Origin of the sequence: Falsirhodobacter sp. 20TX0035 (assembly GCF_028307215.1) — a bacterium.
GTDB lineage: Bacteria > Pseudomonadota > Alphaproteobacteria > Rhodobacterales > Rhodobacteraceae > Falsirhodobacter.
Genome location: NZ_JAQMHV010000002.1, coordinates 1 through 12,455 on the forward strand (window position 1 = coordinate 1; position 12,455 = coordinate 12,455).

Annotated in this window: 10 protein-coding genes; 2 read left to right on the top strand and 8 right to left on the bottom strand. The window is 68.5% G+C overall.

Annotated features, from left to right (window positions below; genetic code table 11):
- Positions 1–2,355: beta strand repeat-containing protein (locus PIJ50_RS04055; RefSeq protein WP_271972959.1), on the bottom strand; the 2,355-nt coding region annotated here is incomplete at its 3' end.
- Between the two features lie 587 nt (positions 2,356–2,942).
- Here PIJ50_RS04055 and PIJ50_RS04060 point away from each other — a divergent pair.
- A complete protein-coding gene (locus tag PIJ50_RS04060) occupies positions 2,943–3,194 on the top strand; it encodes a DUF2934 domain-containing protein (RefSeq protein ID WP_271972961.1) in 252 nt (83 codons plus the stop codon).
- A gap of 226 nt (positions 3,195–3,420) precedes the next feature.
- Here PIJ50_RS04060 and PIJ50_RS04065 read toward each other — a convergent pair whose 3' ends face one another.
- From PIJ50_RS04065 to PIJ50_RS04080, 4 genes are read right to left on the bottom strand one after another with little or no spacing between them, the layout of a single operon-like run.
- Entirely contained in the window at positions 3,421–4,554 is a 1,134-nt protein-coding gene (locus tag PIJ50_RS04065; protein ID WP_271972962.1) for a glycosyltransferase, read from the bottom strand.
- Entirely contained in the window at positions 4,554–5,510 is a 957-nt protein-coding gene (locus PIJ50_RS04070) for a glycosyltransferase family 2 protein (RefSeq protein ID WP_271972964.1), read from the bottom strand. Before PIJ50_RS04070 ends, PIJ50_RS04065 begins: the two co-directional genes overlap by 1 nt.
- A gap of 10 nt (positions 5,511–5,520) precedes the next feature.
- A complete protein-coding gene (locus PIJ50_RS04075) occupies positions 5,521–6,657 on the bottom strand; it encodes a glycosyltransferase (protein WP_271972966.1) in 1,137 nt (378 codons plus the stop codon).
- Complete coding sequence (locus PIJ50_RS04080; protein WP_271972968.1) at positions 6,654–8,621, bottom strand: HAD-IIB family hydrolase; 1,968 nt, start codon at positions 8,619–8,621, stop codon at positions 6,654–6,656. Before PIJ50_RS04080 ends, PIJ50_RS04075 begins: the two co-directional genes overlap by 4 nt.
- Positions 8,622–8,781: 160 nt before the next feature.
- On the opposite strand from PIJ50_RS04080, the gene proP reads away from it, so the two are divergent.
- The gene (gene proP, locus PIJ50_RS04085) at positions 8,782–10,314 is read left to right on the top strand and encodes a glycine betaine/L-proline transporter ProP (protein WP_271972970.1); all 1,533 of its coding nucleotides are present in this window, start codon (positions 8,782–8,784) and stop codon (positions 10,312–10,314) included.
- 26 nt (positions 10,315–10,340) lie between these two features.
- Here proP and PIJ50_RS04090 read toward each other — a convergent pair whose 3' ends face one another.
- The 3 genes from PIJ50_RS04090 to PIJ50_RS04100 form a co-directional block, all read right to left on the bottom strand.
- On the bottom strand, positions 10,341–11,075 hold the full coding sequence (locus PIJ50_RS04090) for a siderophore-interacting protein (RefSeq protein WP_271972972.1): 735 nt from the start codon (positions 11,073–11,075) through the stop codon (positions 10,341–10,343).
- Positions 11,076–11,245: 170 nt separating this feature from the next.
- Positions 11,246–11,929, bottom strand: a complete 684-nt coding sequence (locus PIJ50_RS04095; RefSeq protein WP_271972974.1) for a sugar transferase — start codon at positions 11,927–11,929, stop codon at positions 11,246–11,248.
- A 226-nt stretch (positions 11,930–12,155) separates the two neighbouring features.
- Positions 12,156–12,362: a hypothetical protein gene (locus tag PIJ50_RS04100; RefSeq protein WP_271972976.1), complete on the bottom strand. Its 207-nt coding sequence runs from the start codon at positions 12,360–12,362 to the stop codon at positions 12,156–12,158.
- Positions 12,363–12,455 lie beyond the last annotated feature (93 nt).

Here is a 12,455-nt window from a genome sequence, read left to right on the forward strand (position 1 = left end):
GATCTGGCCCGTGCCCGCCACGTTGCCGGGCAGGTTGCGCCAGCCAGTGGCCCCGCTCAGGTCCAGGATGTCGGCGCTGCCGGGAACCGTGTCCTGATCGCCGCCCGCAACAGTGATCACAGCGTCCGGGGTGTTCGGATCGTTGGACGGGTTGTCCAGCAAGTTGTCCAGAACGAAGGTGTCGTTGCCGGCCCCCGCCGTGGCCACGTCGCCGCGCCCGAAGACGAGGCGGTTGTTGCCCAGGCCGCCGGTCAGCGTGTCGCTGCCCGCCCCGCCGATCAGGGTGTCGTCGCCGTCGCCGCCGTTCAGGCTGTCATTGCCGTCCCCGCCCAGAAGCGAGTCCGCGCCCGCGCCGCCCAGAAGCGTGTCGGCCCCCGCGCCGCCGGCCAGCGTATCGTTGCCCGCGCCGCCGTCGATCACGTTGGCGTTCGCGTCCCCCGTGAGGGTGTCGTTGCCGGCCGAACCCGCCAGGTTCTCGAACCCGGTGATCACGTCGCCCGCGGCGTCGCCGCCCGACACGGCGCCCGTGCCCAGGTTCACGTTCACGCCCGTGGCCGACCCGGCATAGGACAGCGTGTCCGTGCCCGCCCCGCCCGCCAGCGTGTCCGCACCCGCGCCGCCGATCACCGTGTCGTCGCCCGCGCCCGCGTCCACGCTGTCGTTGCCCGCGCCCGCGTCGATCACGTCGGCCCCGTCGCCGGCCACGATCGTGTTGGCGCCCGCATCCCCCGTCAGCGCGTCGTTGAAGGCCGAACCCGTCAGGTTCTCGAAGTTGCTGACCACGTCGCCCTGCGCGTCGCCGCCCGTGCCCACGCCCGTGGTCAGGTTCACCGACACACCCGCGGTCGATGCGGCATAGGACAGCGTGTCCACATCCGCCCCGCCGTTCAGCGTGTCCGCCCCCGCGCCGCCCACAACCGTGTCGTTGCCCGCGCCCGCGTCCACGTTGTCGTTGCCGGCCCCGGCGTCGATCACGTCCGCGCCCGCGCCGCCCGCGATCGTGTTGGCGTTGGCATCCCCCGTCAGCGTGTCGGCAAAGGCCGAACCCGTCAGGTTCTCGAAGTTGGCGATCACGTCGCCCGCCGCGTCCCCGCCCGAGGCCGCGCCCGTGGCCAGGTCCACCGCCACGCCCGCCGTCGATCCGGAATAGGACAGCGTGTCCACATCCGCGCCGCCGTTCAGCGTGTCCGCCCCCGCGCCGCCGATGACAGTGTCGTTGCCCGCGCCGGCGGTGACGTTGTCATTGCCCGCGCCCGCGTCGATCAGGTCGGCCCCGTTGCCCGCCGCGATCACGTTGGCGTTGGCATCCCCCGTCAGCGTGTCGTTGCCCGCCGAACCGGTCACGTTCTCGAAGTTGCTGATCACGTCGCCTTCGGCGTCACCGCCCGAAGCCGAGCTCGTTGCCAGGTTCACCGCCACGCCCACCGTCGAACCGGCATAGGACAGCGTGTCCGTGTCCGCCCCGCCGTCCAGCGTATCCGCCCCCGCACCGCCCACAACCGTGTCGTTGCCCGCACCGCCTGAAAGGGAGTCGTTGCCCGCACCGCCGTCCAGCACGTCGTTGCCCGCATTGCCCGTCAGCGTGTTGGCGTTGGCGTCCCCCGTCAGCGTGTCGTCAAACGCCGAGCCGTTCACGTTCTCGAACCCGCTGATCACGTCGCCCTCAGCGTCGCCGCCAATGCCAGCGCCCGTGCCAAGGTTCACGTTCACACCGGCGGTGGACGCGGCATATCCCAGCGTGTCCGAGCCGTTGCCGCCGAACAGCACGTCCGCACCCGCTCCGCCGACAACCGTGTCATTGCCGTCGCCACCAGTCAGTGTGTCCGCGCCCGCACCGCCGAAGAGGACGTTCGCGTTTGCATCGCCGGTCAGCGAGTCGGCAAACGCCGAACCTGTGATGTTTTCGAAGCCGCCCAGGAAGTCTCCAGCTGCGTCGCCGCCACTGTTCACACCCGTTGCGAGGTTGACCGTTACACCGGTCGTCGAGTCGGAATAGCTGACCGTGTCGGTGCCCGCCCCGCCATACAGCGTATCGCCACCCGCACCGCCTTGGATCGTGTCGTTGCCGTCTTGGCCGAATACCACATCGTTGCCGGCACCAGCGTTGATCGTGTCATTGCCCGTATTGTTCGTAATGGGGGTGCTGTTCGCACCTTCCGCGCCGCCATAGATGATGTCGCCGCCGGCGGTGCCAGTCAGGTTGTTCGTGGCAGCGGTGTCATAGATAAAGTTGTTTATGCCCGAATATCCCGAAACGACAGGCAGCGCAGACAGCTGTGTGGCAAGCACCCCGCTGATGGCGTTCGGAACGAAATAGACCTGCCCCGAGGTGTCCAGAACAAAGCGCCCGCTCACGGGAAGAAGAAGGCCTGCCGTCGCAATCTGCCCTGTGCCGATCTGAGCGGCTTCCGTGAAGGTTGGGCTTGCAGTCAGGACGCCATTCAGGCCGGTCAGAATACCGACCGAGTCACCCGTGCGTACCGGAAGCAGTGAGACAACGTCGATGTTGGTCGTGCCACCGGTTAAAGCAGGAGAACTTTGCGTGAAGACTTGGTATCCGTTGCTGATACTATCACCAATCGCCATATATCCGTCCCTTTTTCCTGATGAAGCGCAGATGCGGCCCGCGCGATGCAACTGAAAGGAGGGTTATTCCAACCATGGGTTGTGTCAAAATGTCCCGAGGCAGAAGTTAACGAAAGGCTAAGAAAGTCCGCAGAAATCACCATCCTGTGACCAAAAAGCCGCAGCACTTCCTATGCTTTTGACTAAAAATTAATCTAATAAACCTGTCACGATCTGCTGCCCCTTGGGCAAAAGATGCATGCGCAGGCAGTTTGCCTGTTTCCACGTGAAGGATTCTGCCCGAATAGGGCATTCGGCGCGGCGGAACATTGCCCCCTCGGCGGGGGTTTCCCCTTCCCAAACAGACGGAGGATCACATGGACCGCGACAACGCTATCCGCACACGTGCCCATCAACTGTGGGAAGAAGAAGGCCAGCCCCATGGCCGGCACGAGGAGCATTGGAACCGCGCCAAGGAAGAACTCGACATCCCCGAGGAGGGGGGTGAAGTCGGCGGCATGCTCGGCGGCCAAAGCCGCGACGCCGCCCCCACTGCACTTTCCGGCAGCGTCGAAGGCAGCGCCGACAAGGAATCCGAGCCCGCCAAGCCCAAGCGCGGCAAGTCCTGACCCCACGCACAGGCACGGCCCGCCTTGCAAAGGCGGGCCGAAACGCGGCCGTGATCCGCGCGAAGGGAATGCCCTCCGCCCTCCGGCGATGAAAGGGGCGCTTGATCGGGCCTTCGGCGAAGCAACGGCGGTTCAGCAGGCCCGCCCCAAACCGACACCCCGCATGGCGCGGTTCCCCTGTTCCAACCGGCAAGGGTTGTGAAGGCGGTGAACTACGCCCGATGCGTCAGCCCAAAACCACCCGCTCCGGACGCAACGCCGGAAGCTCGATCTCGGGAAACACCACCGGATCGTCGGGCGCGTCCAGCCCCGCCCGCGCCCCGCGATACAAGCCCTCATAGCGGTCGATCATCCGGTCGCGCGTGAACATCGCCTCCACTCGCGCGCGCGGCACGCTGCGCGGGATCGCCAGCGCCGCGCGGATCGCTGCGTCGAACCCGGCCGGATCGTCCGGCGCGGCATAGCGCCCCGCTTCGCCCGCGATCTCGCGCACGGCGCCCATGTCCAGCGCGGCCACCGGCAGCCCGCAGGCCATCGCCTCCACCGCCGCAAGGCCGAAGGGTTCGTCCCAAAGCGGCGTGAACAACAGGACCGAGGCGCGCCCCATCTCCGCCGCCAGTTCGCGCGGCGCCAGATGCCCGCCATGCCGGATGCGACCGCCCAGATGGGGACGGATCTCCGCCTCCCAATACTCCGCATCCTCGATCACGCCAAACAGGGTCAGGGGCATCCCCAGCCGCAGCGCCGCCTGCACCGCCAGATGCGGCCCCTTGGTGCGCGCGATGCGCCCGGCCCAGACCGCACTGCCATCCCCCGCCGCCACGAAGGGCCATTGCGCAAGATCGATCCCGTTATGCGCCACATGCGCGGCCGCGGGCGGCCCCTCCGGCCACCAGCTCTCCAGCTGCCGGGCCGAGGTGACGGTGAACAGCGACCACGGTGCCGTGCTTTCCCGCACCGCCCGGTGGATCGCGTCAAAGGGCGGGATGTGCAGCGAACTGACCATCGGCACCCGGTGCTGCCGCGCCAGCCGCGGCGGATAGCGGTGAAGCGAGTTGTTGTGCACCACGTCGAACCCGCCCGCCAGCAGCGCCCGCGCCGCGTCCTCGAACGAGGCGTCGAGGTAGTCGTGCAGCACCCGCGTCTCCACATATTCGCTCCACGGATAGCGGCGGTCGTAATGCTCGGGCAGGACCGGATGGATGCGGAAGGCCGGATCGCTGTCGCCCGCGGCGAACAGCGTCACGTCGTGCCCCCGCGCCATCAGTCCCTGCACCAACCCCCAGGAATGCGCCTCCATCCCGCCCATGAACGGCTGCGCGATCGGATGCCGCACGTGCGAGACAACGGCGATCCGCATCATTCCGCCGCGATGGCCGGTTGCAGCAGCGCCTTCTGTCCGGCATCGTCGGCGGCCGCCTTTTCCTCCTTCAGTCGCCGGATGACGCTGGCGGTGTTGGCATAGGGCATGTGCGCGTGCTGGCGGGTATAGGCGATGTCGCCCTCCTCCGCCTCGCGCAGGATGCGGATGCGGGGGCCGGAATTGTCGATCAGCCCCATCAGCATGAAGGCGTAAAGCCAATGCTCCATGGTGCGGTAACCCCATTTGCGCGCGAACAGCTCCGAGTTGCGGACCACGCTGTGCAGATGGTGCACGGGGGGCATGTGATGCGGATGATACTGGTGATGCACCTTCGCGCCGGGGATCCAGCCGATCTTTTCGCCCGCCATCGACAGCGTCTTGCCGAAATCCGTATCCTCGCCGCCATACCCGGTGAAGCGTTCGTCGAACCCGCCGATGCGGTGGAAGATCGCGGCGGGCAGCGCAAAGTTCAGCGACCAGAAGCAGCGGTAGTCGGTGCAGATCTCCACCCCTTCGGCGGGCGGGCCCTGACGGTCGGAATGGCGCACAGCCATGGCGTCGAATCCGGCGCTGGTCCAGCCGGGGGTGACGGCGCCGCCGGGCAGATACATCACCTCGCCCATCATCAGCCCGTCGAAACCGGCGGACAGGTAATCCTCCACCAGCGTAGGGGTCGGGATGCAGTCCACGTCCAGAAAGATCAGCAGATCGCCCGTTGCGGCCTTCGCGGCCTCGTTCCGCGCGCGCGCCAGGGGCAGCTCCGCCCCCGTCACCGGGATCTGGCGCACGGGGAACGGCATGGCGGGCAGGTCTGCATAGGGCGCCTCCTGCATGTGGGCGATGATCAGTTCAACCGGCCGCACCGTCTGGCGGGACAGGCCGATCATCACGTTGCGCAGATGCGCGTCACGGCCCGAGGCGATGGTGAGAACGGAAACCGAAGGGAGTGTCATGGAAAGAACCTCAGGATACGGAAGACAAGGGAATGATGTTGGCGGGTTGCGCGGGCCACAGGCGGTCGATCAGCCCCTCCACCCAAGCGGCGGCCTGCGGGGCACCATCGGTTCCGGCCAGCGCGGCCTGACGGGCGGGATCGTGGCGCGCTTCCACCTCGGCCAGCGCCCGGTGCCAGGCGTGGGCGGACGACGGCAGATGCGGAAGGTGCAGCGCCACGCCCGCCGCGTCCAAGGCCTGCGCCTTGCGCACCTGTTCGTCGAAATAGCGCCATTCGGGCACGGCGATCCACGGTTTGCCCGCCGCCAGGATCTGCTGGCACGTCGTGTTCCCGGTGGAGGCGACGATCACGTCCGCCGCCGCGACGTGATCCGCCACGCCGTCCACCCAGCCTTCATGGGTCAGGTTCGACGGTTCGGTCGCGTGCCAGTCCCGTTCGACATGCCCCACGGTGATCCATTGCGCGTCGGGCGTGGCGCGCGCGCCCACGCCAAGGGGCGCCTGCGCGAAACCGTTCCCGCCTTGGCCCGACACGACCAGCACCACCCGGCGGTCCGCGTCCAGCCCCAGCCGCGCCCGCGCCGCCGCCCGGTCCACCCGCGGGCCGGCGGGGCAGCCAAGGCCGGGGGCGAAAAACATGCGCGCGCGCATCCCCGCGTCCCAGTCCGGCTGGGCCAGCGCCTCGTGGAAAGGTGCCAGCAACCCCGCCGCCCCGTCATAAGCGGCGCGGTGCCCGGGATCGCCCCGGTCGCCGTGCTGCACCACCTTCACGTGCGGCACGGAACAGATGCGCGCCAGCTGCGCCACCTCGGCCGACACGTCGCAGATCATCAGCGCGGGGGAGGTTTCGGCGAACCATCCCGCGATGCGCGCCATGGCCACGCGGATGCCGGGCCAGCCCAAGGGCGCGCAGTGCAGCGTCGCGGGCGTGGGCACCCAGTCCATCGTCGCAGGCTCCGTCCCCGCCGCCTCGAACAGGGACGGGATGCGGATCACCGTCACGCCGTCGCGCAGGGGGGGAAAGATGTCGTCGCGCGCGCAGAAGATCGTCACGGGCCGTCCGGCCGGAAGCGCGTTCACCAGCGCCGCGCAGCGTTCGGCATGGCCGCGCCCCTGATGGTGGACAAAATAGCCGATGGGCCTCATGCGATCCGCTCCAATCCTTCCAGCACGCCGCGGGCAAAGGGCTGGCCCACGCGCATCAGCCCGGCACGGGGCCGCAGGCCCGCCAGTTCCGCGCTGGCGTTCGCCACCACGATGGCCGCGCCGCAGCGGTCCAGCATGTCGAAATCGTTGCCGCTGTCGCCCGCCGCGATGCAGTCCGCCAGCCCCAGCCCGTAACGCGCCGCCACCGCCGCGATGGCCGCGGCCTTTCCGGCCGCGGGCGGCAGGATGTCGATCAGCCGGTCATGCGAATGCACGACCTGCGCCACAAGCCCCGCCCGATCCAGCGCCGCCAGCACACGCGCCGCCATCCCGGCATCGCCGAACAGGCTGATCTTGTGCCGCTTCTGGTCCACGTCGGCCTGCCAAGCCGGGTCCAGCCCCGCCACCACGCCCTGCACCGCCGCCCGGTCCCAGCTTGCGCCGATCCGCCGGTCATACGCCTCGCACAGACGCAGCCCCCGGTCGCCCCAAAGAAACACCTCCGTCCCGACCGAGGTGATGAAGGCCTCCGGCTCCGGCAGCTCCCACTGGCGCAAGACGGCGCGCGCTTCGGGCAGGGACCGCCCCGTTGCCACGACAAAGGACAGGTCCGCCCCTTCCGTCCAGCGCGCAAAGGCGCGGGCCCCCGGCGCGCAGCCCGTCAGCGTGTTGTCGATGTCGCAGGCCAGAAGGCGCGCCGCCCCCAACCGCACCGGCCGCGCCCCGCGCCGCAGGCCCGCATAGACCCGCACGCTGTCCACAGCATAGCGGTCCCAGTCATACCGACCGATCCCCGCCCTCCCGTTGGCCGAAGCCCGGTCCCATTCCCCCGCATCCCCGATCAGCGCCCGACAGGCCGCCGCAATGCCAGCCTCGTCCAAAGGCTCCACCAGCCGCCCGTTCCCCAGATCCCCCAGAATGGCCGAGGGGCCGCCATGCCGCGTCGCCACCACAGGCAATCCGGCCTGCGCCGCCTCCAGCAGCGTCAGGCCGAACGGCTCGAACAGCGCGGGGTTCACGAAGACCCCGCGCGTTCCCGCCGCCATCCGGTACAAGGCCGCCACGTCCCGCGTGTCATGGGCGGCGGGCAGGGCGAACCGCCCCTCCAGCCCTGCCCCGTCGGCGCGCAGCCCCGCCAGCACCGCCTGCGCGTCCGCATCCGCTGTCGCATGCTGCCCCGCCAGGATCACGAGGTTCGCCATCCCCCGCAGCGCCACATCGCCCGCATAGGCCCGCACCAAGGCGCCCAAATTCTTCTTCGCCACCGGCCGCGCGATCGCAAGGATCATCGGCCGGTCCGGATCGTCCAGCATCCCCGCCAGCAACCGCCGCGCCGCCCCCGCCTCTCGCGCCACGGCGCAGACGCCGGGCCCGATGCGGTGCGTCCGCCCGATCGCCCCCGCGTCATATGCCGGCACCTGACGCTCCGCCTCATCCCGGCTGGACACGACGATGGCGTCCGCCTGTGCGATGATGCGGCGCTCGGCCATCACGCGCCGCGTGTCCGCCGCCCCGCCCACCTTGTCCAGCGCCAGCGAATGCGGGGTATAGACAACCGGAATCCCAAACATCGCGCCCACTTCCAGCGCCACCTCGCCCGCATCGGCGAAATGCGCGTGCAGAAGGTCGGGGCGCGGCCCCTGCCGCAAACGCGCGGCCAGCGCGTCGCGCAGCGCCGGAACCTCGGCCCACAGCGCGCCCTTGGTCAGATAGCGGCCGTCGGCCGTCCGCAACCGCAGGATGCGCGCCTTTGGCCCCAGCGGTTCCTCCGCCCGCGCATAGTCCGGGCCGAAGCTGTCAAAGGCACGGGTGACCACGTCCACCTGCGTCACCCCGGGCTGCGCCGCCTGACGCGTGGCGGCCCCAAGGACATAGGCGATGTGCCCGCCGGTGTCCTCGGACAAGCCGTATTGAACCGGCGGCGCCTTCAGGCAGCCGCCGAGTGCTATGTGCATGATGTGCATGGTATTCCGTCTGTTCGCATCCCCTAATGCGCAGCATCATCATCCAGTTCCGACCCGCCCCGAAATCGCCGCCGGGGGTGGATAAATCGTGTCACCGCGCGATATGGTGGGGTCCCCCGCATGTTCGACACCAAGATCGGCACAACCAAAGGACACATGCATGACACCCCCCGCAGGCTCCTCCGCCGCGAACGATCCCCTGGGCATCGACGACATCACCGTCATCGATCCCGCGACCCTGAAGAAAAGCGTGACGGCGGCCGCCCTCGGCAACGCGATGGAGTGGTTCGACTTCGGCGTCTACGGCTTCGTCGCCTACGCCCTGGGTCAGGTCTTCTTCCCCTCGGCCTCCCCCGCCGTGCAGACGATCGCGGCCCTCGGCACCTTTTCGATCCCCTTCCTCGTCCGGCCCCTCGGCGGCGTGTTCTTCGGCATCATCGGTGACCGGTTGGGCCGGCAGAAGGTGCTGTCGCTGACCATCGTCATCATGGCCGTCAGCACGTTCTGCATCGGCCTGATCCCCTCCTACGCCACCATCGGCATCTGGGCGCCCGTCCTTCTCTTGCTGTGCAAGCTGGCGCAGGGCTTCTCGGTCGGCGGCGAATACACGGGGGCCGCGATCTTCGTGGCCGAATACGCGCCCGACCGGCGGCGCGGCTTTCTGGGAAGTTGGCTCGACTTCGGCTCCATCGTGGGCTTCGTCGCGGGCGCGGGCCTTGTGGTGCTGCTGCAATCCATGATGGGCGAACCCGCCTTCCTCGACTGGGGCTGGCGCGTGCCGTTCTTCGTTGCGGGCCCCCTCGGGCTTCTCGGCCTCTACCTGCGCCACGCGGTCGAAGAAACGCCCGCCTTCACCCAGCACCTGGAGAAGATGGAGCAGGGCGACAAGGGCGACGTGCAGGACCATCCCCGCGTGTCCATCCGCGAGATCGCGCACAAGTATCGCAAGGCGCTTCTGGTCTGCATGGGCATGGTGCTGGTCACCAACGTCACCTACTACATGCTGCTGACCTACATGCCGACCTACTTGTCCAGCAACCTCGGCTATTCGCAGCAGAACGGGGTCATGATCATCATCGCGGTGATGATCGGGATGCTGTTCGTCCAGCCCGTGGTCGGTTTCCTCAGCGACAAGATCGGCCGGCGGCCCTTCCTGATCGCGGGCAGCCTCGGCCTCGTGGTGCTGGCGGTGCCGTCCTTCGCCCTGATCGGCAGCGACAGCGCGCCGCGGATCTTCCTCGGCCTCCTGATCCTTGCCGTGATCCTGAACTGCTTCACGGGCGTCATGGCGTCCACCCTGCCGGCGCTGTTCCCCACCCGCATCCGCTACAGCGCGCTGGCCAGTTCGTTCAACGTGGCGATCATCGTGGCGGGCCTGACGCCCACCATCGCGGCCCTTCTGGTGGAACGCACCGACAACCTGATGGTGCCCGCCTTCTACCTGATGGTGGCGGCGGTGATCGGCCTGCTGACGGCGGTGTTCCTGCCCGAAACCGCCAACCGCCCCCTGCGCGGCGACACGCCGAACGCCTCCAGCGCGCAAGAAGCCGCCGTGCTGCTTCAGGAAACCTACGACCGCATCGAACAGCGGGTGGAGGATGTGGACGCCGACATCCTGAAGCTGGAGGCTGATCTGGAGGCCCTGCGCCAGAAGCGCGAACGCCTTGTCGGCCAGCACCCCGAACTGGAATGAACCGCCGGGGGACGGTCCGCCGCCCCCTACAGGTCCTTGACGGCCGAATCCGCCACGCCCCGCAGCCAGTAACCGGCCGCCGCCGTCCATTCGCGCGGCAGCCCGCGTTCCACCAGCCGGTCGCGCAGCGCGCGTGCCACTCCGGCCTCGGCCGCGATCCAGGCAAAGGTGCGGGGCGGCAGCGTCACCGCCTCCAGCGCCGCCATCATCGGCTCGGCGCGGTGCGACTCCGCCGCGTCCCGATGCACCCAGCGGATCGACAGGGCGGCCTTTGTCTCGAACACCTGCTCGTCCGCGGCTGAAGGCACAGCCACGATCGCCGTGATCGCGGTGCCCGCCGGCGCCTCCTCGATCCGGCGGCCGATGGCGGGCAACGCGGTTTCGTCCCCCACCAGAAGCCAGTGGTCGATCGGCCCGCCGATCACCTTGGAGCCACGCGGCCCGCCGATGGTCAGCGTGTCGCCCGCCACCGCCGTCCGCGCCCAGTCTGCGGCCGGCCCGCCCGGATGATCCACCACGTCCACCACCAGCCCTTCAGGTCCGAACCGCCGGGGGGTGTAATCGCGCATCGCCTCGCCCCCGTCCTTCGGAACGAACAGCTTGATGTGATCGTCGAACCCCGCGCTGTGGAACCCTTCCAGATCCGGCCCCGCCAGTGTCAGGCGGATCATGTGGGGGGTCAGACGCTCGGTCCGGGCGACGGTCAGGGTGCGGCGGCGGGTGTCGTGGCGGATGCGGTCGATCCGGGGCAGTTCTGTCATGGTCATGTCCTTCCTTGGGCGGCGCGCACGGGGGCCGGAGGGGGGACAAACCTGTGGTCGATGTTCCGCCCGCCAGCCGGCAGCTGTGGGCCCTGACGGTGCAGGGGGGGGCATGGCGCGCCGGCCCCCACGCTACCGCGCGCGACGGGCCTTGCCAAGACGGGGGCCGATCAATGCCCCGTGCGCTTGACCACGATCATCGCCGTCTTCACCAGCAGCCCGAAGTCCTGCCGCAGGCCAAGGTTGCGGAAATAGCGCGCGTCATACTGCACCCGCGCCACGAAGGTGGTGGCGTTGCGCCCTTCCACCTGCCACAGGCCGGTGATGCCCGGACGCATCCGGAAATACACCCGCCCGCCCGCCGCGCGGTACAGCGCCTCCTGATCCTTCAGGAAAGGGCGCGGGCCAACAAAGCTCATGTCGCCGGTCAGCACGTTGAAGATCTGCGGCAGTTCGTCCAGCGAGGTCGCGCGCAGCAGCCGCCCGAGGGGGGTGATGCGCGGATCGTCCATCAGCTTCTGGTTCACCAGCCATTCCTGCGCGCGCACCGGATCGCTGTCGCACATCCGCTGCAACGCGGCTTCGGCGTCCACGACCATGGTGCGCAGCTTCCAGCAGGGAAAGACCCGCGCCCCCAGCCCCACGCGCGGCTGGATGAAGAAGCCGGGCCCGCCGTCCAGCCGCACCAGCAGCCAAAGGCACAGGATCACCGGAAGGATCACGGGAAGAAGCAGAAGGCACAGGGCGACGTCCACCGCCCGCTTGCCCCCACCGCGATAAAGCCGAAGGCGGGCCCGGCCCGCACCGGCCCCAAGGCTCGCCTCCCGTCCGACGAACACGGGTTTCACACGCATGCCATTCACCAAAACAACAAGGGACCAGGGGGGAAGGAACAATAAGGAACGATCAACCTCGGCAGCATGCCGGATATGGTTAACACAACCCTAACGGGAGCGTCCGCTCAAGCAAAAGATCACGCTTTCGTGCACAATCCGCAAAATTTTATTCGAATTGCCTTTATTTGAGGCTCCATCCGCCACAGGGTGTTCCGTTTCCCGGACACGGCCAAAAGCGGCACCCTCAGCGACCGTGGTCGTGAACCCCCTGTCGACGGGGCTCTGCAGCCCGTCGGACCTTTCTCCGCAGACGAATCAGCACGATCACCGCCACGGCCGGCACGCCCGACACCAGAAGGGCCACCAGTGCGAACCAAAGCGATCCCGTCAGGAACCACACGAGCCCTGCGACCGCATAGGCCACAACCGCCGCCACAAAGACTATGCCCATTCCGCCCCCTTCTTCCGTCCAACCCGTGCATCATCGAACGGACCCGGCATGGACCACCTATACACGATTGGCGAGGAGAAAATTATACTTTTG